This window comes from Halorussus limi (assembly GCF_023238205.1).
GTDB lineage: Archaea > Halobacteriota > Halobacteria > Halobacteriales > Haladaptataceae > Halorussus > Halorussus limi.
Genome location: NZ_CP096659.1, coordinates 2,521,937 through 2,541,882 on the forward strand (window position 1 = coordinate 2,521,937; position 19,946 = coordinate 2,541,882).

Annotated in this window: 22 protein-coding genes; 9 read left to right on the top strand and 13 right to left on the bottom strand. The window is 67.2% G+C overall.

The features are described from left to right. Nucleotides 1-56: 56 nt before the first annotated feature. From M0R89_RS13040 to M0R89_RS13050, 3 genes are all read left to right on the top strand, one after another. Nucleotides 57-1,433 (top strand): heme o synthase, encoded by a 1,377-nt coding sequence (locus M0R89_RS13040; protein ID WP_248652272.1) that lies wholly within the window; start codon nt 57-59, stop codon nt 1,431-1,433. 3 nt (nt 1,434-1,436) lie between these two features. Continuing rightward, nucleotides 1,437-2,108, top strand: coding sequence for a DUF7546 family protein (locus M0R89_RS13045; RefSeq protein WP_248649522.1), 672 nt, complete (start codon nt 1,437-1,439; stop codon nt 2,106-2,108). A gap of 133 nt (nt 2,109-2,241) precedes the next feature. Further along, nucleotides 2,242-2,862 (top strand): SHOCT domain-containing protein, encoded by a 621-nt coding sequence (locus M0R89_RS13050; RefSeq protein WP_248649523.1) that lies wholly within the window; start codon nt 2,242-2,244, stop codon nt 2,860-2,862. Nucleotides 2,863-2,881: 19 nt separating this feature from the next. Here the strand turns inward: M0R89_RS13050 and M0R89_RS13055 are convergent, their stop codons facing one another. Beyond that, the gene (locus M0R89_RS13055; RefSeq protein ID WP_248649524.1) at nt 2,882-3,139 is read right to left on the bottom strand and encodes a WNWW family protein; all 258 of its coding nucleotides are present in this window, start codon (nt 3,137-3,139) and stop codon (nt 2,882-2,884) included. Between the two features lie 84 nt (nt 3,140-3,223). Here M0R89_RS13055 and M0R89_RS13060 point away from each other — a divergent pair, with 84 nt between their 5' ends. The 3 genes from M0R89_RS13060 (at nt 3,224) to M0R89_RS13070 (ending at nt 5,657) form a co-directional block, all read left to right on the top strand. Next, the gene (locus tag M0R89_RS13060; RefSeq protein WP_248649525.1) at nt 3,224-4,240 is read left to right on the top strand and encodes an ABC transporter ATP-binding protein; all 1,017 of its coding nucleotides are present in this window, start codon (nt 3,224-3,226) and stop codon (nt 4,238-4,240) included. Further along, nucleotides 4,237-5,037 carry an ABC transporter permease gene (locus tag M0R89_RS13065; protein WP_248649526.1) on the top strand — a complete coding sequence of 267 codons (801 nt, stop codon included), beginning with the start codon at nt 4,237-4,239 and terminating at the stop codon, nt 5,035-5,037. Before M0R89_RS13060 ends, M0R89_RS13065 begins: the two co-directional genes overlap by 4 nt. Before the next feature lie 74 nt (nt 5,038-5,111). Continuing rightward, nucleotides 5,112-5,657 carry a hypothetical protein gene (locus M0R89_RS13070; protein ID WP_248649527.1) on the top strand — a complete coding sequence of 182 codons (546 nt, stop codon included), beginning with the start codon at nt 5,112-5,114 and terminating at the stop codon, nt 5,655-5,657. Nucleotides 5,658-5,694: 37 nt separating this feature from the next. Here M0R89_RS13070 and M0R89_RS13075 read toward each other — a convergent pair whose 3' ends face one another. The 3 genes from M0R89_RS13075 to M0R89_RS13085 form a co-directional block, all read right to left on the bottom strand. Further along, nucleotides 5,695-6,234 carry a hypothetical protein gene (locus tag M0R89_RS13075; RefSeq protein WP_248649528.1) on the bottom strand — a complete coding sequence of 180 codons (540 nt, stop codon included), beginning with the start codon at nt 6,232-6,234 and terminating at the stop codon, nt 5,695-5,697. A gap of 72 nt (nt 6,235-6,306) precedes the next feature. Next, the gene (locus M0R89_RS13080; protein ID WP_248649529.1) at nt 6,307-7,254 is read right to left on the bottom strand and encodes a fructosamine kinase family protein; all 948 of its coding nucleotides are present in this window, start codon (nt 7,252-7,254) and stop codon (nt 6,307-6,309) included. Then, nucleotides 7,251-7,868: a DUF420 domain-containing protein gene (locus tag M0R89_RS13085; RefSeq protein ID WP_248649530.1), complete on the bottom strand. Its 618-nt coding sequence runs from the start codon at nt 7,866-7,868 to the stop codon at nt 7,251-7,253. The genes M0R89_RS13080 and M0R89_RS13085 overlap by 4 nt, the downstream gene beginning before the upstream one ends. A 156-nt stretch (nt 7,869-8,024) precedes the next feature. Here M0R89_RS13085 and M0R89_RS13090 point away from each other — a divergent pair, with 156 nt between their 5' ends. After that, entirely contained in the window at nt 8,025-9,266 is a 1,242-nt protein-coding gene (locus M0R89_RS13090) for a tripartite tricarboxylate transporter permease (protein ID WP_248649531.1), read from the top strand. Nucleotides 9,267-9,285: 19 nt separating this feature from the next. Here the strand turns inward: M0R89_RS13090 and M0R89_RS13095 are convergent, their stop codons facing one another. The 6 genes from M0R89_RS13095 to M0R89_RS13120 are packed head-to-tail and all read right to left on the bottom strand — an operon-like array spanning nt 9,286 to nt 14,310. Further along, nucleotides 9,286-9,774, bottom strand: coding sequence for an SRPBCC family protein (locus M0R89_RS13095; protein ID WP_248649532.1), 489 nt, complete (start codon nt 9,772-9,774; stop codon nt 9,286-9,288). 60 nt (nt 9,775-9,834) lie between these two features. Next, complete coding sequence (locus M0R89_RS13100; RefSeq protein ID WP_248649533.1) at nt 9,835-10,026, bottom strand: hypothetical protein; 192 nt, start codon at nt 10,024-10,026, stop codon at nt 9,835-9,837. Continuing rightward, entirely contained in the window at nt 10,023-11,150 is a 1,128-nt protein-coding gene (locus tag M0R89_RS13105; RefSeq protein WP_248649534.1) for an ABC transporter ATP-binding protein, read from the bottom strand. Before M0R89_RS13105 ends, M0R89_RS13100 begins: the two co-directional genes overlap by 4 nt. Nucleotides 11,151-11,160: 10 nt before the next feature. Continuing rightward, on the bottom strand, nt 11,161-12,081 hold the full coding sequence (locus tag M0R89_RS13110; RefSeq protein ID WP_248649535.1) for a carbohydrate ABC transporter permease: 921 nt from the start codon (nt 12,079-12,081) through the stop codon (nt 11,161-11,163). Continuing rightward, complete coding sequence (locus tag M0R89_RS13115) at nt 12,078-13,010, bottom strand: carbohydrate ABC transporter permease (protein WP_248649536.1); 933 nt, start codon at nt 13,008-13,010, stop codon at nt 12,078-12,080. The genes M0R89_RS13110 and M0R89_RS13115 overlap by 4 nt, the downstream gene beginning before the upstream one ends. 13 nt (nt 13,011-13,023) lie before the next feature. Then, nucleotides 13,024-14,310 (bottom strand): substrate-binding domain-containing protein, encoded by a 1,287-nt coding sequence (locus tag M0R89_RS13120; protein ID WP_368408834.1) that lies wholly within the window; start codon nt 14,308-14,310, stop codon nt 13,024-13,026. A 164-nt stretch (nt 14,311-14,474) separates the two neighbouring features. On the opposite strand from M0R89_RS13120, the gene M0R89_RS13125 reads away from it, so the two are divergent. Continuing rightward, the gene (locus M0R89_RS13125; protein ID WP_248649538.1) at nt 14,475-15,632 is read left to right on the top strand and encodes a pyridoxal phosphate-dependent aminotransferase; all 1,158 of its coding nucleotides are present in this window, start codon (nt 14,475-14,477) and stop codon (nt 15,630-15,632) included. A gap of 196 nt (nt 15,633-15,828) precedes the next feature. On the opposite strand, the gene lrpA1 is transcribed toward M0R89_RS13125, so the two are convergent. Continuing rightward, entirely contained in the window at nt 15,829-16,257 is a 429-nt protein-coding gene (gene lrpA1, locus M0R89_RS13130; protein WP_248649539.1) for an HTH-type transcriptional regulator LrpA1, read from the bottom strand. A gap of 190 nt (nt 16,258-16,447) precedes the next feature. On the opposite strand from lrpA1, the gene M0R89_RS13135 reads away from it, so the two are divergent. After that, nucleotides 16,448-16,693, top strand: a complete 246-nt coding sequence (locus M0R89_RS13135) for a hypothetical protein (RefSeq protein ID WP_248649540.1) — start codon at nt 16,448-16,450, stop codon at nt 16,691-16,693. A 234-nt stretch (nt 16,694-16,927) separates the two neighbouring features. Here the strand turns inward: M0R89_RS13135 and M0R89_RS13140 are convergent, their stop codons facing one another. Both M0R89_RS13140 and M0R89_RS13145 read right to left on the bottom strand, forming a co-directional pair. Then, the gene (locus M0R89_RS13140) at nt 16,928-17,863 is read right to left on the bottom strand and encodes a thiamine pyrophosphate-dependent enzyme (protein ID WP_248649541.1); all 936 of its coding nucleotides are present in this window, start codon (nt 17,861-17,863) and stop codon (nt 16,928-16,930) included. Between the two features lie 2 nt (nt 17,864-17,865). Further along, nucleotides 17,866-19,764: a 2-oxoacid:acceptor oxidoreductase subunit alpha gene (locus M0R89_RS13145; protein ID WP_248649542.1), complete on the bottom strand. Its 1,899-nt coding sequence runs from the start codon at nt 19,762-19,764 to the stop codon at nt 17,866-17,868. Between the last annotated feature and the right edge of the window lie 182 nt (nt 19,765-19,946).

Genomic DNA, 19,946 nt, shown 5'->3' on the forward strand with positions numbered 1-19,946 from the left:
CCGATGTTCGATAGGAGATTCGCGTGACAGAATACACGTCTCGGCGGTTCGTCTCGATGCTCGCTGGCACCGCGATAGGCGTCTACTTGCTGGTGGTCGTCGGTGCGACCACGGCGCTGACCGACGCCGCGGCCGCCTGTCCGACGTGGCCCGCGTGCAACGGACGGTGGCTCGTCCCGCTCGACCGGCCGAAACTCGCCGTCGCGTGGGGCCACCGAGTCGCCGCGCTCGGCGTGGGACTCGCCCTGGCGGCGACGACGGTCCTCGCGTGGCGGGCCGACACCGACCGCCGCGTTCGCGGTGCGCTCGCCGCCGCCGCGCTGCTCTACCCGACGCAGGTAGGTCTCGGCGCGTTCGCCGCGACCACCGCCACCCCGGCGCTGCTGTCGGCGGTCCACCTCGTCGTCGGCATGGCCATCTTCGGCAGCATCGTCCTCGCGCTGGCGTGGACGCTCGAACCCGAGACGTTCGACGAACCGACCGGCGTCGAAGACCCCGAGGAGATGCCCGACGCCGGGGAACAGGCCCCGACGCCGGGGAGTCGAGCGACCCCCGACGGCGTACTCGCCCGCGCGAAGCGGACCGGGTTCGCCTACTTCCGCCTGATGAAACCGCGGCTGATGTGGTTGCTCTGTCTGGTCGCCTCTGCCGCGATGGCGCTTGCGGCGGGACCGGCCCTGCAGGTCGAAACCGTGGTCGCCACTCTCGTCGGCGGCGTCCTCTCCATCGGCGCGTCGGGGACGTTCAACCACGTCTTCGAGCGCGACGTGGACCGGAAGATGAACCGGACCGCCGACAGGCCCGCGGCGACCGACCAGATTCCGGTTCGCAACGCCGTCGCCTTCGGATTCGCGCTTGCCGCGCTCTCGCTCGTCGCGTTCCTGTCGGTGAACGTGCTGGCCGCCGTGCTCGGGATGTTCGCCATCCTGTTCTACAGCGTGGTCTACACGCTATTGCTCAAGCCGAACACGGTCCAGAACACGGTCATCGGCGGGTTCGCCGGAGCGCTCCCCGCGCTCATCGGCGGGGCCGCGGTCACCGGCGAAGTCGGCCTACCCGCGCTCGTGCTGGGCGGCGTCATCTTCCTCTGGACCCCCGCTCATTTCTACAACCTCGCGCTGGCGTACAAGGACGACTACGCCCGCGGCGGGTTCCCGATGATGCCCGTGGTCCGGGGCGAGGCCGCGACCCGCAAGCACATCCTGCTGTACCTCGGCGCGACCCTGCTCTCGGCGGGCCTGCTCTCGGCGGTCACGACGCTCGGCTGGCTCTACGCCGGGACGAGCGTTGCGTTCGGGGGCGTCTTCCTCTGGGCGGTCGTCCGACTCCACCGCGAACGGACCGAGGCGGCGGCCTTCCGGTCGTTCCACGCCTCGAACGCCTATCTGGGCGCGCTCCTGCTCGCTGTCGTCGCCGACGCGCTCGCGTTCTGACCCATGACACGCACCATCGACGTCTCGCTGGACCGACTCCGGCCGGACCGCGATACCCTGCTGTGGGCGGGTCTCGTTCTCAACACCGAACTCATCCTGACGTTCGCGTACCTCCTGCTCGCGGACGTGACCGTGACCGAGTGGCGGTATCTCGTCTTCCCGTACGTGTGGCTCAACCTCAGCGTGTGGGCGCTGGTCCGGACGACGCCGTCGGCCGATTCGCCCCGGTCGCGCTACATCGGCGCGACGATAGCGGTGGGTTACTTCCTGTTGCTGGCGTACGTCGGCGGCCTGCTCGCGCCCGGCGGACACCACGCGCTCGGGTGGCGGGTCGCGTGGCTCCCGCCCGGGTGGGGTCCGGCGCTGCTGTACACCGGAACCGCGGTCAAGATATCGCTGTTCCCGTACAAACTCGTGGGCTACCTGACGCTGGCGTACCTCGTCTACGACACGGTCCTCGAAACCGCGGGGTCGGCGGTGTCGGGCCTGCTCGGACTCGTCTCCTGTGTCAGTTGCACGTGGCCGGTCGTCGCCACGCTCGCGGCCGGACTCGCGGGGTCGGGCACCGCGGTCGCGGCCGCGGCCAGCGAGTGGTCGTACACGCTCGGCACCCTCGCGTTCGCCGCGACCGTCGTGTTGCTCCGCTGGCGGCCGACGTTCGGTCGCTTCCGGTGAGCGTCGGCCGCAGTCGCTTCCGGTGAGACTCGACCGCAGTCGCTTTTCGCGTCCGGTAGGCGTGCCCGGTTATCTTTCGCGATAATTTGAGGAAATTATAATCCGGTTCGCGTCAGACGTTCGTCTGACACCCATGCCGACCCCCGGCGACGACGCCAGACGATACGCGTCGATGCTCGCGGAACGCGCCGACCACCGGTCGGTCACGGCCGAGCGACTGGCGGGCACCGCGGACGCCGTCGCCGACCTCACGGAGACGCTCGTCGCGGTCCTCGCCGAGGCCGAACGCCCGAAGTTCTGCTTCGAGTGCGGCGAGGGCGGCGTCGGGTTCGGCGACCCCGATTCGACGGTCACGCCCGAACGCGGCGGGGTCTACCTGATTACGAACCGGCGGGTCTACGTCCGTCTGGGCGTCGGCGACGAGGACAGGTCGCTGAGTCTCCCCTACGGGGAAATCGCGGGCGTTCGCCACCGGAGCGGCCAGCGGCGCCACCGCATCGACCTCGCGGTCTCGGGGTCGAGATACTACCTCTGGGTCTCCCCGGAGTTCGACGCCGGGGACGTGGCGGAGGCCGCCGAGTACGTGAGCTACCGCCACACCGCCGAAACTCCGGACTCGGGCGCGGACGACGCCTCGTCGGACGAGTCGCAGAGTCTCCGTGAGCGACTGGCGCGCCTCGGCGACGCCAAGTCGCGAGGACTCATCGACGAGGAGGAGTTTCAACACCGGAAGGACGAACTGCTCGACGAGTGACGTTCTCGCACCCTCGTCTTCACTCGCCGAGTCGGTACTCCTCGGCGTCCGCCGGACCGCCGACGTAGCCGAGCAACCAGTTCCACTTCTCGGAGACGGAGGCGTCCTTCGGCGCGTCGGCCATGCGCTCGGCGATGAACGTCGGACTCCACTCGACGCCCGCCTCCCGGACGCGGACCGCGGCCTCGGCGACTCGTTCGGCGTCGCGTTCGGCACCGAACTCCGCGGCGACCTTGGTCTCGACTCGGGTTCTGAACTCGTCGGCTCCGTCGGTCATACCGGTTCTATCCGACCTCCGACACAAATAGTTGCTGGCGTCGGAACCGACGGGCTTAGGGCCGGACCGGCGCAAGTGCCCGACATGACCGAGCCACTGGTCGCCGAGGACCTGCGGAAGTCCTACGGCGACACCACGGCGCTCGACGGCGTCTCGCTGTCGGTCGGCGAGGGCGAGGTGTTCGGACTCATCGGCCCGAACGGCGCGGGCAAGACCACGCTGGTCCGGGCGCTGACCGGAACCACGGAACCCGACTCGGGGTCGGTATCGACGTTCGGGACCGACCCCGCGTCGGCCGACCGCCAGCGCCTCGGCCTCCTCCCGCAGGCGTTCGACCCGCCCGAACGGCTGACCGCCCGCGAACTGGTCGCGTACTACGCCGGCCTGTACGACGAGGCGCGCGACCCCGACACCGTGCTCGCGGAGGTCGGTCTCGACGCCGAGGACGACACGTGGTACGAGAACCTCTCGGGCGGCCAGCAGCGCCGGACCTGCGTCGGGACGGCGCTGGTCAACGACCCGGACCTCCTCTTTCTGGACGAACCGACCACGGGCATCGACCCGGCGGGGCGGCGCGCGCTCTGGACGCTCGTGGAGGACCTCGCGGACCGCGGCACCACGGTCTTCCTGACGACCCACTCGATGGAGGAGGCCGAGCGCCTCGCCGACCGGGTCGGTCTGCTCGCCGACGGCGAACTCGCGGCGGTCGGTGCGCCCTCGGACCTCGTGGCCGAGTACGGCGGCCGGACGAGAATCGTGGTCGAGACCGAGACCGACTCGGGAATCGACGACGGGGCCGCCGACGCGACCGGACTCGCCGGGGCGGCCGACGCGCTCGCGGGCACCGACTTCGAGGTCGAGGCGTCCGAGGGCCGACTCGTCGTGACCGGCGTCCGACCCGAGGACATCGCCGAAGTCGTCGCGGCGCTGAACGAGGGCGGCGTCGCCTACGAGTCGCTGACGTGGACGGAACCCGACCTCGAAGACGCCTTCCTCCGACTGACCGGACGGTCGGTCGCGGGCGGCGAGGGCGTCTCGCTCGGCCGGACCGGCGAGGCGGACGGCGACGGCGAGGCCGCGCTCGCGGGGGGCGAGCGATGACGGCGACCGGTCGGGTCCGCGCGGAGGCCAGCGCGGCGTGGCGGTCGTTCACCCGGCGGCGGACCGCCGTCTTCTTCACGTTCTTCTTCCCGGTCATCCTCATCCTCATCTTCGCGGTGCTGGTCCAGACGAACCCGGGCGGCGGCGGCCTGTTCGCCGAACCGCCGGGCTACTACCTGCCGGGGTATCTCGCGGTCGTCGTCCTGTTCACGCCGCTCTCGCGGGTCGGTTCGGAGGTCGCGCGCCACCGCGAGGGCAACCGGTTCGAGAAGTTGGAGACGACGCCGCTGTCGCGCGCCGAGTGGTTGCTCGCCCACACGCTGGTCAACGTCGCCATCATCGGCATCGCCGGCCTGCTCATCCTCGGACTCATGGCGCTGGTGACGGGCACCGCGTCGCTGGCGCTCGGCCCGACGACCCTCGCGCTGGTCGCGGTGTTCCTCGCGTTCGCGGTGGCGCTGTTCTGTGGTCTCGGCGCGGTGCTGGGCGGACTCGCCGACTCCCAAGACGGCGTCATCGCCGCGAGCAACACCATCGCGCTCCCTCTACTCTTCCTCTCGGACACGTTCGTCACGCCCGACCTGCTCCCGGCGTGGTTCCGGCCCGCGACGAACCTCTCGCCGCTGACCTACTTCGCCCGCGGGGTCCGGGACCTGACCTACGTGCCGCCCGAGACCGGCGTCGAACCGCTCGGCGCGTCGCCGCTCGGCGGGTGGGAGTTCGACCTCGCGGTCCTCGCGGCCCTCACGCTGGTCTTCTTCGCGGCCGGGACCTACGCGATTCCCCGGACGGACTGACCGGGTTTCGGACCGTCTCGGTTCGCCGAGGTTCAGTCAGAAAACATTTACCGGCACTGGCCGGACCACGAGTTATGCACTCACGACCGCTGGCCGCCCTCTCGCTCGGCGCCCTCCTCGTCCTCGCGGGATGTATCGGCGGTGGCTCCGCGCCCGGAGCGACCGGCTCGCCGTCCGCGACGGCCGACACCGCGACGACCGACCTCGAAACCTCGTCCGTCTCGTCCGCCCCGTCTACCGCGACCACCGGGGCCGAAACCACCACCCGAGCGTCCTGCTCGCTCGACGCGAACGCGACGCTCTCGTCGGTGTCGAAACCGGAGACCCTCTCCGAGGCGACGGCCCGCGACGTCGCCGAGACCGTCGCCTCGCGCTACCAGTCGGTCCGCGTGGACGAACACACGTACTTCAACCACCACACGACCGTCTCCGGCGTCGAATCGGTCGACGGCGGCTACCGGGTCGCCTTGAAGGGCGAACTCGATTACGACGAGCGCGGCGGCGAGAACGCGACGGTCGTCCACGTCCATCGGCCGTACTCCGTCACCTACCGCGTGACCGACCGGGGCGTCGTCCGGCGCGGCGAGGCCGGTGCGACCGGCACCGTCGTCTGCTGGTAACGTCGCCGACTCGGAGTCGCGCCGTTCGCCGGCTAATTCACTTCTCTTTCGCGAGCAGTCGCCGCCGGAACCCGACCGACTCGGAGGTATCGGCGTCCGTCGCGTCCTCGACGGGGACGCCCCGCAACCGGAGGATTTCGGCCGCCTCGTCGGCGTCGCGCTCGGTCGGCGTCTCGATTTCGAGCGGATCGCGCGCCTCGTCGTCGAACTCGACGCTGAGGCGGTCGTCGTCCACGCGTCGGGCCGCGGCGACGTCGCGCAGTCGAGCCGTCTTCGTTCGCGTCGCGCGGTACGCCACGACGAGGGCGATGAGGCCGATGCAGGCGACCAGAAACAGCGACGGCAGGTCGGCCCGCCCCGCCAGCACTGCGGGTACCTTTCGGGCCCCGCGGACGACGAACCACGCGGTACTGACCGTCGAGAAGACGAACAGCGCGCGCCGACCCGCGGCGTTGGTGGTCCAGCCGTCGCGCCACTTCCCCCGCGCCAGTCGCCGCGCCGACCCCGAGATTTCGAGGCGGCCGTCGGCGACGGTCGCGGTTCCGGTCGTCGTGCGGAACGTCCACTCGTCGGTCACGAGCGGTTGCTCGTCGCCGAGCGACTTATGTCGGGCGGTTGGCGTGAGCGGGTGGTCAGTATCCGCGGTCGGTCAGTAACCGAGGCCGGTCAGTCGCCCGTCGATTCCCGCGGCGTAGCGCTCGTCCCCGAAGTACAGCAGGTGTTCGAGCAGGGGAACTAACTGGTACACCGCGCGCCGCCCCTCGCGGAATCCCGGGTCGATACCGCGCTCGGCGTCGTACGCCTCGAAGAAGGCGTCGCCGAACGACCCCGCGAACGCGACGTACGCGAGTTCGACCTCGGCGTGGCCGAAGTAACACGCCGGGTCGAGGAACGCCCGGACCCGCCCGCCGTCGGCGAGGACGTTGTTCGCCCACACGTCGCCGTGGAGCAGGGCGGGCGGCGGGTCGTCGGGGAGCAACGAGTCGAGGTCCCGGGCGAGCGCGTCGAGTCTATTGCTGAGGTCCGACGGGAGGACGCCCGCCTCGCGGGCCTTCCGGGCGAAGTGGCGGAGCCGTCGGTCCCGGAAGAACGCGACCCACGAGTCGGTCCACCGGTTCGGCTGACGGTACGGCCCGGTCAGGGTGTCCCGCGGGAAGCCGTAGTTTCGCCCGGGGCCGTCCTCCCGTCCGGCGGTCTCCTCCGGGCGCTCGCGGTGGAGCGCCGCGAGGTGACGGGCGGCGTCGCGCTCGCCGGCCGGAGTGACTTCGCTATCGCCCTCGACGTACTCCAAGACCAGCAGGGCGTCGGTGCGGTGGTACACCTCGGGGACAGGCAGGCCGCGGTCGGACAGAAATTCGAGCATGAACGCCTCCGTGCCGAGGGGCGTCTCGCCGGTCTTGGCCGCCGCGGTCCGGCCGTCGGCGAGGGCGACGCGGGCGACTCGGCCGACCTCGCCGCCGTCGAGTTCCGCGACCGACTCGACGTCGGTTCCGAGTGCGTCGGCGACTCGGTCCCGGAGCGAGAACCCGGGCGAGTCGTCCGACCCCGACGAATCGTCCGAATCCGGACCCGACGAGTCGTCGGCGTCTCCGCTCATCGGCGTCCGACGACGAGCGGTGCCAGCGACATCACGTACTGCTCGACGCCGTAGACGTGGTTGAGCAGGACGTAGGTCACGATTCCGAGCGCGAGGCTCAGTCCCCACGCCGCGACCGCGATGCGGCCGACCCTCGCGTGGGCGGTGTCCCGGAGCTCCGACGGTGTGTGAGTGAGGCCGAGGACGACAGCGTGGACGACCACGGGAACCGACACCGCCGAGAGGACGATGTGGATGGCGAGCATCACGATGTAGGCGTAGTAGACCGCCCCGCTCGCCGCGATGTGCTTCTCGCCGCCGCCCCCGAGCTTCGTGAGGTAGAGGACGAGAAACAGGAGGATGAGCGTGAACGCCGCCAGCATCGCGGTCCGGTGTTTGCGAACCTCGCCGCGGCGAATCCACCGCACGCCGAGGACGATGGTGGTCAGCGCGAGGGTGTTCACGACCGCGATTGCGTGACTCAGCAGGTCCACGGTCGCGCGTTCGAGTTCCGGATAGATGGGCAGGACGCCCGCGAACGTCCCGAGGACGAGGACGTAGCCCAGCACCGAGAGGACCGCGGTCACGGCACGCGGGTTGTTCTTGACCCGCCGCTTCGCAGTCGAAGTAGCCATGTCGGGGCGTTAGGACTACCGGCCCAAGTGTGTTCCTGTCCGCCTCGGCGGGCGTACGGGTCGTTTCTCTCGTCACTTCAGCGACGCAGGAACGTCTCCCCACCGCTCGCGAGGCGCACGAACGTTTAAGTCCGAGACCGGGACGAAACTGCCTCGATGGAGGCGCTCGGCGTCCGAATCGGCCTGTCTCTCGGCCCGTCGGCCGCGGCGCTCGCGTTCGTCTTCGTCGGGGTCGCGCTCGGGACCCTGAGCGGACTCACCCCCGGTCTGCACGTCAACAACCTCGCGCTCCTGTTGGCGTCGGTCGCGCCCGCGGTTCCCGGTCCGCCGCGACTCGTCGGCGCGGCCGTGCTCGCTGCCGGGGTGGTCCACTCGTTTCTCGACGCCGTACCCGCGCTCGCGCTCGGCGTGCCGGACGCCGCGATGGCGGCGTCCGCCCTGCCCGCTCACCGACTCGTCATCGCGGGGCGAGGGCGAGAGGCGGTCAGGCTATCGGCGCTCGGGAGCGGACTCGCGGTCGCGTTCGCGGTCCCGCTCGCGATTCCGGTCACGCGCGGCATGACGGTCGCCTACCCGGTCGTGCGCGCTCACCTCCCGGTCGTCCTCGGCGTCGTCGTCGCGTTCCTCTTACTGACGGAGGGGTCGGTTCGGGCGTTCTGCGGCGGCGCGGCGGGGTTCGCGGGAAGCGGAGCGCTCGGGCGCGCCACCCTCGACCTGAGTCCGGCCGCGCCCCTCGACGCGGGCGGGATGCTCACGCCGCTGTTCGCGGGACTGTTCGGCGCGCCGGTCCTGATAGAGGCGCTCTCCGGGTCCGGCGTGCCCGAGCAGGACGACTCGACGATAGCGGCCTCCCGGCGGACGGTCGGCCTGACCGCGGCGGCCGGATGTCTCGCCGGGGCGGTCGTCGGCTACCTGCCGGGCGTCTCGTCGGCCGTCGCCGCGGTGCTTGCGCTCGCGCTGGTCCCCGGTTCGACCGACGCCCGCGGGTTCGTCGTGGCGACCAGCGGCGTCAACACAGCGAACACCGTATTCGCGCTCTTCGCGCTGTCGGCGCTCGGCACGCCTCGGACCGGCGTGATGGTCGCGCTCCGAGAGGCGAACGCGCCGGTGAACCTGCCGCTCCTGCTCTCCACGGCCGCGATTGCGGGCGTCGCGGGCTTCCTGCTCGTCCTCGGCGTGGGCGACCGCTACCTCCGTGCGGTCGGCGCTGTCGACCAGTCGCGCCTCTCGGTCGGCGTCGTCGGCCTGCTGGCCGGACTGAGTTGGCTGTTCGCGGGCGGCGTCGGCGTCGCGGTCTTCGGGGTCGCTACGCTCGTCGGTCTCGTCCCCGCCCGGTTCGGTGCCCGGCGCGTCCACCTGATGGGGGTGTTGCTCGGGCCGCTGATGCTGGGCGCGTGAGGGTCCGCTCGGCGACTCGTTACCGGCGTTCCAGAATCCGCCTCGTCCGGCGGTGGCGGTCCCGGAACATCGGTTCGAAGCCGACCCAGCCGAGCGGTCCGAGCAGGTCGCCGACCACCGGGAGTCGGTACTCGACCCGGTCGCGGAGGAGCGTCCGGTCGTCGCCGTCGGCGTAGAAGTAGTGCGTGTGGTGCCACTCCGGGAACGGGCCGTCCTCCATCGCGTCCGCGAAGACCGCGGACCCGTCGCCCTCCTCGCGCCGCGTGATGCGCGAGGTCCACCGCTGGCGCGGGCCGACGCCGAACGGTCGCATCGACATCCGGACCGCCGTGCCGGATTCGAGCACCGCGTCGTCGCCGCGCTTGCTCCCGTCCGGGCCGCGGATTCCCTCGACTCGGAGGTGCATCCAGTCGGGCGTGAGCGCCTCCAGTCCGTCGATTCGGGAGTGGAACTCCCACACCTCGTCGAGCGGCGCGTTCACCCGGACTGCTCGCTGGTAGGTGGCCATCGGTGGGACGTAGGGGCCGCGGCAACCCAATCCTTGCGGTCGCGAGCGGTCTCGCCGTCGCTAGTCGAGCGTCAGCAGGACGAACACGCTCGTCAGCGTGGCCGCCACGCCGACGGCCATCGCGGTCGCGTACGCGCCTCGGAGGAACCCGTAGGCCGCGACCGCGGTCAGCGCGACGGCGAGACCGAGGAGCGGCGACGCCGCCGAGCGAACTCGGCGTCCGAGTCGCCCCGACCGCGAACGGGGCCTCATCGCTCGGTCGCGACCGGGTCGGCCGCGTCGGAGGTCCGCTCGGAGAAGGTCAGCGACTCCCCGGTCGCGGGGTCGAAGTAGTGGAGCTTCGACCGGTCGAACTCGACGCGAATCTCCTCGCCGACGCTCACGTCCACGTCGGGTTCGACCGAGGCGTTCAGCGAGCGGTCGTCGCCGACGGTCAGTTCGAGGACGGTCTTCTCGCCCTGCGGTTCGACGACCTCGACGCTCGCGGGGTAGCCTCGCTGAGCGACCGAGATGTTCTCGGGTCGGATTCCCAGCGCGAGCGACTCGCCGACCCGGTGCTCGACCTTCGAACGGTGTGTCTCCGGTATCTCGTGTTCGAGACCCCCGAGATCCACGACGAGCCCCGAGTCGCTCCGTCGAAGGTCGCCTTCGAGGAAGTTCATCGAGGGACTGCCGAGGAAGTCGGCGACGAACATGTTCCGCGGGTTGGCGTAGACGAACGTCGGTTCGCCGACCTGCTGAATCTTCCCGGCGTCCATCACTGCAATCTGGTCGGCCAGCGTCATCGCCTCTATCTGGTCGTGAGTGACGTACACCGTGGTGGTGTCGAGTTCGTCGTGGAGTTTGTTGAGTTCCGCCCGCATCTGGACGCGCAACTTGGCGTCCAGATTGGAGAGCGGTTCGTCCATCAGGAACACGTCGGGGTCCCGGACGATTGCCCGGCCGAGCGCCACCCGCTGTTGCTGACCCCCCGAGAGTTCCGAGGGGCGGCGGTCGAGCAACTCCTCTATCTGGAGGAGTTGCGCCGCGTCGGCCACTCGTTCCTCGATAACGTCGTCGTCGGTGCCCTGCTGTTCGAGGCCGAACCGCATGTTCTCCTCGACCGTCTTGTGCGGGTAGAGCGCGTAGTTCTGGAACACCATCGCGATGTCCCGCTCGTACGCGCGCTTGTCGTTGACGACCTCGCCCCCGATGGAGACGATACCGTCGGTAGCGCGTTCGAGACCCGCGACGAGTCGGAGCGTCGTCGTCTTGCCACACCCCGACGGTCCGACGAGGACCGTGAAACTCTCGTCCGGGATGTCGAGCGAGACGCCGTCGACCGCGACCACGTCGTCGAACTCCTTGACCAGTTCCTCGAGCGTTACTTCGGCCACGTGTACCACCTCATTCTTTGACAGCTCCTTGAGTCAGTCCGCTGACGATGTACCGCTGGAAGAACAGGCCGAACAGGATGCCAGGCAGGGCCGCTATCATCCCGCCCGCGGCCAGATGCGCCCAGTCCACGAAGTCGTCGGCGATGAACAGCGAGACGGCGATGGGGAGCGTCTGGGCCTGCTCGGACGAAGTGAGAACGAGCGCGAAGACGAACTCGTTCCACGAGAAGATGAACGCCAGAATCGCCGTCGCGGCGATGCCCGGCTTGGCGACGGGGAGGATGATTTTCACGAACCCTTCCCACTGCGAACAGCCGTCGACCTGCGCCTGCTCGTCCAGACTCTCGGGCACGCCGTCGAAGTAGTTCTTCATTATCCACACCGCGAACGGCAGGTTGAAGAACGTGTACGTCAGGATGAGCGCGATTTTCGTGTCGTAGAGACTCCCCGTGAGGCCGCCGACGAGCGGCGGGTTCGACATGATGGCGAAGAACGGGACGATGAGCGCGATGGGCGGAATCATGCGGGCGCCGACGATGGAGAGGAGCAACGCCTTGTTCCCCAAGAAGTCGTGGCGCGAGAACGTGTAGCCCGTGAGCGTCCCGAGGGTGACGCAGATGAGCGTCGTCGTGCTGGCCACTATCAGGCTGTTGAGCGTGTATAGCTCGAACGGCCGATTGGCGAAGATGTCCACGTAGTTGTCGATAGTCGGTCTGGCCGGCAGGAAGTTGACGGGGAGACTCAGCACTTCCGCGGTCGGTTGGATGCTCGTGATGAGGATGTAGTAGATGGGGAACCACACCACGAACACGTACAACCCGAGCAGGCCGTACGACACCAGTCGCTCGCGTACCACGCTCGGCCACTCGTTGTCGGTGTCGAGGCCGAACCCGTCGACGATTCGGTCGATGTAGGACGTTCTCGTACTCATGTTGCGTAGGGAGTCTCGCCGAATACCTTGTACAGCACTGCGACGATGGCGAACGTGACCGCCAGCAGGACGACGCCGAGCGCGGCGCCCTCACCGGGACGACCGAACACCATCGCGGTCCGGTAGAGCCACGACGCCCACACCTCGGTGCTCTTTCCGGGGCCGCCCTGGGTCATGACCCAGACGAGGTCGAGGGCGCGGATGTCGAAGATGATGCGGATGGTGAGCGCGACGAGGATGGAGGGTTTGAGGAACGGATACGTGACGTTCCAAAAGCGCGACCACCGGCTCGCGCCGTCGACCTCCGCGGCGTCGTAGAGCTGTTCTGGGACGTTTTGCAGCCCTGCGAGCAGGATGATGATGATGAACGGAGTGAACACCCAGACGTCCGCGATTATCAGCGCCATCATCGCCAGCGTCCCGTCCGATAGAAACGCAATCTTGTTGTCGATGAGACCGGTCTGCATCAGGACGCCGTTGATGGCTCCGTACTGGGCCTGAAACATCCAGCGCCACATCAGCCCGCTCATCACGTACGGCAGAATCCACGGCACGATGACCGCCGTGCGAAGCCAGCCGCGACCCGCCAAGTCCTTGTTCAACAGGAGCGCGACGCCCAGTCCGAGCAGGAACGAGATGGAGACGCTGAACCCCACGTAGACGATGGTGTGCCACGTGAAGTTCACGAACGTCGGGTTGAGTACGCCGAACCAACCCCCGGCGTCGCCCAACAGGAGGTCCGTGAAGTTTTCGAGGCCCACGAACTCCTTGGCACCCGTTATCGGATTGGTCCAGAACAGGCTCGACCAGAACAGTTGCAGCGTCGGATAGACGATGATACCGGCTATCCAGAGAACCGTCGGCCCGACTGTGAGCGGGACGAACAGGCGGTCGAGCGTGCGGCGTATCGACTGTGACGATTGCGACATGAAGGGGATGCAGCTACAGGATGCCGAGGTTCTTGTAGAGTTGCGTGATGTTCTTCTCGGCGGTCTGTAGCGCCTGCTTCGGCGGCTTCTTACCGAGCAGTGCCGGGGTGATCTGGTTCGAGAGGTAGTTGTCCACCTGCGGTTGGGCGCGGTAGGTCTCGCTCTTGGCGTGCTTGAGGTTGTACTGCTGAACGTCGAGCCACTTCTGCGGGAACTCCTGTTTCACTTCCTGCATGTCGTAGACCTCCGGCACTGGCGCGGGGTTGCCCTCGGTTATCATGTCGGTCTTGACCGACTCGGTCGTGGACATGAACCGGGCGAACCGCTTCGCGGCCTGCTTGTTCTGCGAGAACTTCGAGACGCCGATGCCGTTGGTGTCTTGGAACGTCGCGCGGCTCTGGGGCCCTTTCGGTGGCTTGGCGACGCCGAGACGCTCTTGGCTCCAGTCTTGGGAGTCCCACGCGCGACTCGCCAGCGGCGTCCACGACTCGACGGTAGCGAGACTGCCGCCGATGAAGGCGTCGCCGACCGGTCCCTCGCCCATCGTCGAGATGCCGTCCGGGATGATGTTCTGCTTTCGGAGCGGCGTGAGCAGGTTCTCGAACACGTCGACGCCCTTGTTGACGAACGTCGGTTCGTTGTTCTCGTTGAACAGTTGGCCGCCCGCCTGATAGAGGAACTGCTTGAACGTGAACACGTCCTTGTTCGCCCACGTGAACGCGAACCCGGACTGGTTCCCGTCGCTCATCTTCTTGCCCTTTTGGATGATCTCGTCCCAGTTCTGGGGCGGTTGCTGGACGTTGTTCTGCTGCATCGCCTGCTTGTCGTAGAGGTAGGTGCCCCACTTGCCCAGTTGCGGGGCCATGTAGGCCTGTCCGTCGAACTGGATGAGTTCCTGCAGGTTCTTCGGGTACTTCGAGACGTGGTCGCTCGGCAGGTCCAGCGGGACGATCCAGTTGGCCGCGACGAAGTCCGCCAGCCACCACGTCGGCCCGTTGAACGCGTCGACCTGACTCCCCTGGTTGCGCCACTGCGTGATGAGCGTCGTCTTGAGGTTCGACCACGGCACCTCGTTGACGTTGACCGTGATGCCCGTCTCGTCCTCGAACCGCTGAATGTTCTTCTCCGTACCGGGGTCGTACTTCAGGCTCCCGGCGTTGTAGAAGGTAATCGACTTGTTCTGAGCCAGTGCGGAGGCGCTCCCCACCACACCGGCCACACCCGTTGCTCCGGTCGCTTTCAGAAAGCTTCTGCGTGTCTGTTTCATGACTGCCCCCAAATCCCACCCGCAATTCCGCATCCATGGTAATAATAATCACGGCCAGTGTCACCAATGGGCAGTAATATTATCGGAGGCGCGGCGCTACGCCATGAGTATAATCATGGTTCATGATGGATTGGTGCCCGGCAAATACTGACTGTCACATCGAAGCTTTATATGCGTGGTCCCGTTCTCCACTGCACATGGTATCGGAGCGCGCGACCCGGACGACCCCGTTCGCCGCGATGGACGTACTCGAACGGGCAAACCGCATGGACGACGTGGTACACCTCGAAGTAGGCGAACCCGACTTCGACACGCCGGCGGCAGTCACCGACGCGGCAGTCGCAGCGCTCCGGGCAGGCGAGACCAGTTACACGTCCTCGAAGGGCAAACCGAAACTCCGGGCGGCCATCGCAGAGTACTACGACCGGCGGTACGGCGTGGACGTGTCGCCCGACCGCATCGTCGTCACCTCAGGGTCCTCGCCCGCCCTCTTGCTGGCGTTCTCGTCGCTGGTGGACCCCGGCGACGAGGTGGTGTTGACCGACCCATACTACGCCTGCTACCCCAACTTCGTCCGCCAGACCGGCGGGCGCATCTCGACGGTTCCGCTGTCGGCCGACGACGGGTTCCGCCCGCGCGCGGACGCCTTCGCGCGCACGCTAAGTTCCGACACGGAGGCGCTGTTGCTCAACTCGCCCGCGAACCCGACCGGCGCGGTCCTCGACGGCGGAACGCTGGAGGAACTGGTGGCGCTGGCCGACGACGCCGACGCAACCGTGGTGTCCGACGAGGTGTACCACGGCCTGACCTACGAGGGCGAGGACCACACGGTGCTGGAGTACACCGACGACGCCTTCGTGATAGACGGCTTCTCGAAGCGGTTCGCGATGACCGGGTGGCGACTCGGGTGGATGGTCGCACCGCCGGAGTACGTCGGCCACGTCAACCGCATCGCGCAGAACACGCTCATCTGCGCGCCGAACTTCGTCCAGTCGGGCGGCGTCGCGGCGCTGGAATCCGGCGACGACTTCCTCGACGACGTGCGCGACACCTACCGCGAGCGCCGGGACTTCCTCGTGAGCGAAGTCGAAGACTGGGGACTGAGCATGGGGTACACGCCCGGCGGCGCGTACTACCTGCTCGTGGACGTGAGCGACCTGCCGGGCGACGCCTTCGACGCCGCGGACTTCTTCCTCGAAGACGCGGGCGTGGCGATGACGCCCGGTCCCGACTTCGGGACCAACGCCGAGGAGTGCCTGCGAGTGTCGTACGCCAACAGCGCCGAGCGACTGGCCGAGGCGTCCGAGCGCATCCAGCGCGCCTTGGAGAGCGTCGAGATTTCAGCGGCGGACTGACCCGTTAGCAGACGGCCTTCAGCAACATTCTCATTTCTCCGAGAAACATATAGAATGGTAAACGACAGTAGTAGATAGCTTCGAGGACTCTCTGCTCGCAGGATTCGGTAGCGCCACCGCTACTCGACGTATCTCGTACGAGTCAGTCCCGACCCCGCCCGACCGGCCTCCGGCGAGTTCCCGTCCCCGTACCGGCTTACTTCAGTCGCTCTTGCAGGAACGAGGGGTGGGCCGCCGTCACGCCCTCGATGTTCAGAATCTTCTCGCTGATGACGTCGCCGACGGCGTCGCCGTCCGCGGCGCGAACTTCCGCCATGAGCATGTGGTCGCCCGACGACGAGTACAGCGTCTCGACCTCGTCCAAGTTCTTCAGGTCGCGAGTCGCCTCGACGTACTCCTCGCTGGCCACGTCGATGCCCACCATCGCGATGGACTTGCTGGAGAGCTTCTTCGGGTCGATTTCGGCCGAGTACCCCACGATGACCCCCTCGTCTTCGAGTTTCTCGATGTATTTCCGGACCGTGGGCTTCGAGACGTTCGCCCGGTCGGCGATTTCGGCGTAGGACGCTTGGGCGTCCTCCTCGAGGACCGAGAGGATTCGGTCCTCCGTAGACTGTGTACTCATTACCAGTGTATTTCGGATACGGGAAAAAATACCTTCCGAATAGGAAAACGGTCCCCACGCTGACCGAACACTCCTTTGGAACTTCGAGTCGCCCGCCGGTTGTCGGCTCGGAACGGAAACGACTCGTCACGGAACGCCGCCGTTCGGCGACGGCCATCCGTTTTTTCCCCGCAGACGAGGTACCGAGCGTATGGCACGACGCTCGCGCCGACGATTCCTTCAGGTCTCGCTCGCCGGACTAGCCACTGCGTTCGCCGGGTGCGGCTTCCCGGGCGGTGGCGGCGAAGGCGGGGAGGGTGGCGAAGGCGGAGAGGGCGGTGAAGGAGGAGGAGAGGGAGGAGAAGGCGGAGAGGGCGGTGAAGGAGGAGGAGAAGGTGGCGAAGGCGGTGAGGGCGGCGAGGACAGGGCCGCGCCCGAGGTCGGTCCCGATTCGTAGCGCGGCCGGTGTTCGGTTCGCGGGGGGTTGACCGAGATACCGAATTTCGACCGCACCTACCCGGGTCGTGACCAGCGGGACCTGATGAACGCGGCCAACGCCTTCTGGAAACACGACCCGTGTAGCGAGTAGAAAGCAGATTCTAGAGAGTAGCGAACGGACGTAGACGCTCGGTCCCGAAAAAGCGAAGAGAACGGCGATAATCCGACCGCGACCGACGGTTCTCGTCCCCGTTTACTTGTGGCGGTCGAGCAGGTCGTAGCTACGCTCCCACTCGTAGTCCTCGTCGAAGTACCGCTCGGCCAGCGGTTCCTCGGGCATGTCGCCCGTGGCCTGCTTCTCCTCCTGGTAGGACGGTCGGTCCTCGTCGTGGTAGAACCGACCCGTGAGGACCTCGCCCTCGTAGAGGGCGTTCTCGGCCTTCTGCATCATCTCCGACGCCTCGCTGCGGTCGGTGATGTCGAAGTCGTAGTCGTCGCTGTCCTGCACGTCGATGTACGGGACGTACTGCTTGGCGTCCTTGTTCCACGTCGGGCACTGGGTGAGGAAGTCCACGTGCGCGAACCCGTCGTGTTCCATCGCCTCCGTCAGGATTTCCTTCGCCTGATTCGGGTTGACCGCCGCGGTCCGGGCGACGTAGGACGCACCCGAGGTCAGCGCGAGCGACAGCGGCCGAATCGGCTGCTTGGCGCTGCCGTGGGGCTGGGTCTTCGACTTGTGGCCCTTCGGACTGGTCGGGGAGGTCTGGCCCTTCGTCAGCCCGAAGATCTCGTTGTCGAAGACGATGTAGGTCATGTCGTGGTTCTCTCGGGCGGTGTGCATGAAGTGGTTCCCGCCGATGCCGTAGCCGTCGCCGTCGCCGCCCGCCGCGACGACTTCGAGGTCGGGGTTGGCCATCTTGGCCGCGCGAGCGACCGGCAGCGCCCGGCCGTGGATGGAGTGGAACCCGTAGCTCTTGAAGTAACTCGACAGCTTACCCGAGCAACCGATACCCGTGACCAGCAGGGTCTCCTCGGGGGTACGACCGACTTCGGGCATCGCTTGCTTCAGCGCCTTCAGGACGCCGAAGTCGCCACAGCCCGGACACCACGTCGCCTGCGGTTCGATTTCGGGCGTGAACTCGTCTCTGTTGATCTCTCGCTCTTCACCGATTGCGTTGAATGCACTCATGATTAGTCACCCGTTGCGGATTCGATGCGGACGTTGTACTGGCTCAGGTCGGCGTCGTCGCCGATTCGGCTCTCGAAGCCGGAGACGACCTCGCGAGGCTCGAAGGGGTTGCCGTCGTACTTGAGCAGACTGTACAGTTTCTCGCCGAAGCGGCCGAGTTGGCCCTGAACGTGGCGGCGGAACTGCGCCGTGGCGTTCATCTCGACGACCAGCGCCTCGTCGACGCTCTCGAGGAACGCGGTCACTTCGTCCTTGGCGAACGGCATCATGTCGCTGACGTTCATGGCCTTCACCGAGTGGCCCTGCTCGTTCAGTACGTCGACGGCCTCCTCGACGACGCCTTTGGTACTGCCCCAACTGAGGATGCCGTACTCGGCGTCCTCGGGACCGTAGACCGTCTGGTGGTCGGCGTTCTCCGCGAGTTCGTCGCGGATGGACTCGAGTTTCGACATCCGGCGGTTCATCTGGAGGACGCGGTTGTCCGGGTCCTCGCTGATGTGGCCGACTTCGTTGTGCTCGTTACCCGAGGCGAGGTAGTTGCCACCCTTCTGTCCGGGGAGCGAGCGCGGACTGACGCCGCCGCGTTCGCCGTCGGCGTCGTACATGTACCGCTTGAACCGACCGGCTTCCTGCACGGCCTCTTCGAGGTCCTCCTCGGTGACGACGCTTCCGATGTCGGGGTTCGGCTCCTCGTCGAACACGTCCTCGGGGACGGTCTGGTGGCCGCCCGAGAGCTTCTGGTCGTAGATGACGATGGCCGGAATCTGGTACTCGTAGGCGATTTCGAAGGCCTTCCGAGTCTGCTCGTAACACTCCGCGGCGTCGCCCGGTGCGAACACGACGCGGTTGGAGTCGCCCTGACTCGTGTACAGGACGTGTTCGAGGTCGCCCTGTTCGGGCTTGGTCGGCATCCCCGTCGAACCGCCGGCGCGCATCGACTCCACGAGGACGATGGGCGTCTCGGTCATCTCCGCGAGACCGAGCGGTTCGGACATCAGCGCGAACCCGCCGCCCGACGACCCGGACATCGCCTTCGCGCCGGCGTGGCTCGCGCCGATGGCGAGCGACGCCGCGGCGATTTCGTCCTCGACCTGCTCGGAGATGCCGCCCATGTCCGGCAGGTGCTGGGTCATGATGGTGAACACGTCGGTCCACGGGGTCATCGGGTAGCCCGAGATGAACCGACAGCCCTCGTCGAGCGATCCGTAGGCGATGCCGTGCGAACCGGAGACGAGGACTTGCTCCTCTTCCTGCGTCCCCGTCGGGGCGCGCAGGTCGTGGGTGTGTTCGTAATCCTCGTTGACCGACTCGTAGGCCTCTTCGAGAATCTGGAGGTTGGCCTCCAGCACGTCGCCGCTCATGGCGTCCTCCATCAGGTCCTCGATGTACTGGAGGTCCATGTCGAGCAGCGCGGCGGTCGCGCCCACGCCGGCCGTGTTGCGCATGACCTCTCGACCGTGTTCCTTGGCGAGGCCGCGCAGGTCGAGGTCGTAGACGTGCCAGTTGTTCTCCTCGACGCGCTCGTCGAAGTTCTCGATTTCGCTGGCGTCGAGCAGGCCGGAGTCGTAGACGATGACCCCGCCCTCTCGAAGCTCGTCGAGGTTCTCCGTCAGCGGCTTGATCTCCTCGTTGCCGTAGTAGGCTTCCTCCTGCGGGTTCCGGGCGAAGCTGTCGCCCAGCGCGAGCAGGAAGTTGTAGTTGTCTCCCCGCGACTTTACGGGCTCGTCTTTCGCCCGAATCTCTACGTACGTGTGGCCACCGCGGATGCGCGACGGGTAGTGTCGGTGCGTGAAGACGTTCAGGCCCGAGCGCATCAGCGCTTTGGCGAAGTTCTGGCTCGTCGAGTCGATTCCGTCGCCGGAACCGCCCGCGATTCGCCAGATAAGTTCGTCATTAGTCATATCTGTTGCTCACGGCCGTTAGGCCCAGTGATTGAAGATAAATCGGGGAGTCAGTAAAGCCTTTGCTATAGATTAGCAAGGAATGTTCATGAGGGATAGGCGGTAATGGCGCATTTCCGACCATTTCCCTGTTAATCGGTACTCCGTGCCGGAGACGGCAGCGATTAACCGATACTTCAGTT

What these genes read in the sequence shown, in the direction of transcription:
- M0R89_RS13040 (WP_248652272.1), top strand. Translation starts at nt 57, where the DNA reads ATGCTCGCTGGCACCGCGATAGGCGTCTACTTGCTGGTGGTCGTCGGT.
- M0R89_RS13045 (WP_248649522.1), top strand. Translation starts at nt 1,437, where the DNA reads ATGACACGCACCATCGACGTCTCGCTGGACCGACTCCGGCCGGACCGC.
- M0R89_RS13050 (WP_248649523.1), top strand. Translation starts at nt 2,242, where the DNA reads ATGCCGACCCCCGGCGACGACGCCAGACGATACGCGTCGATGCTCGCG.
- M0R89_RS13055 (WP_248649524.1), bottom strand. Translation starts at nt 3,139, where the DNA reads ATGACCGACGGAGCCGACGAGTTCAGAACCCGAGTCGAGACCAAGGTC.
- M0R89_RS13060 (WP_248649525.1), top strand. Translation starts at nt 3,224, where the DNA reads ATGACCGAGCCACTGGTCGCCGAGGACCTGCGGAAGTCCTACGGCGAC.
- M0R89_RS13065 (WP_248649526.1), top strand. Translation starts at nt 4,237, where the DNA reads ATGACGGCGACCGGTCGGGTCCGCGCGGAGGCCAGCGCGGCGTGGCGG.
- M0R89_RS13070 (WP_248649527.1), top strand. Translation starts at nt 5,112, where the DNA reads ATGCACTCACGACCGCTGGCCGCCCTCTCGCTCGGCGCCCTCCTCGTC.
- M0R89_RS13080 (WP_248649529.1), bottom strand. Translation starts at nt 7,254, where the DNA reads ATGAGCGGAGACGCCGACGACTCGTCGGGTCCGGATTCGGACGATTCG.
- M0R89_RS13085 (WP_248649530.1), bottom strand. Translation starts at nt 7,868, where the DNA reads ATGGCTACTTCGACTGCGAAGCGGCGGGTCAAGAACAACCCGCGTGCC.
- M0R89_RS13090 (WP_248649531.1), top strand. Translation starts at nt 8,025, where the DNA reads ATGGAGGCGCTCGGCGTCCGAATCGGCCTGTCTCTCGGCCCGTCGGCC.
- M0R89_RS13095 (WP_248649532.1), bottom strand. Translation starts at nt 9,774, where the DNA reads ATGGCCACCTACCAGCGAGCAGTCCGGGTGAACGCGCCGCTCGACGAG.
- M0R89_RS13100 (WP_248649533.1), bottom strand. Translation starts at nt 10,026, where the DNA reads ATGAGGCCCCGTTCGCGGTCGGGGCGACTCGGACGCCGAGTTCGCTCG.
- M0R89_RS13110 (WP_248649535.1), bottom strand. Translation starts at nt 12,081, where the DNA reads ATGAGTACGAGAACGTCCTACATCGACCGAATCGTCGACGGGTTCGGC.
- M0R89_RS13115 (WP_248649536.1), bottom strand. Translation starts at nt 13,010, where the DNA reads ATGTCGCAATCGTCACAGTCGATACGCCGCACGCTCGACCGCCTGTTC.
- M0R89_RS13120 (WP_368408834.1), bottom strand. Translation starts at nt 14,310, where the DNA reads ATGCGGAATTGCGGGTGGGATTTGGGGGCAGTCATGAAACAGACACGC.
- M0R89_RS13125 (WP_248649538.1), top strand. Translation starts at nt 14,475, where the DNA reads ATGGTATCGGAGCGCGCGACCCGGACGACCCCGTTCGCCGCGATGGAC.
- lrpA1 (WP_248649539.1), bottom strand. Translation starts at nt 16,257, where the DNA reads ATGAGTACACAGTCTACGGAGGACCGAATCCTCTCGGTCCTCGAGGAG.
- M0R89_RS13135 (WP_248649540.1), top strand. Translation starts at nt 16,448, where the DNA reads ATGGCACGACGCTCGCGCCGACGATTCCTTCAGGTCTCGCTCGCCGGA.
- M0R89_RS13140 (WP_248649541.1), bottom strand. Translation starts at nt 17,863, where the DNA reads ATGAGTGCATTCAACGCAATCGGTGAAGAGCGAGAGATCAACAGAGAC.
- M0R89_RS13145 (WP_248649542.1), bottom strand. Translation starts at nt 19,764, where the DNA reads ATGACTAATGACGAACTTATCTGGCGAATCGCGGGCGGTTCCGGCGAC.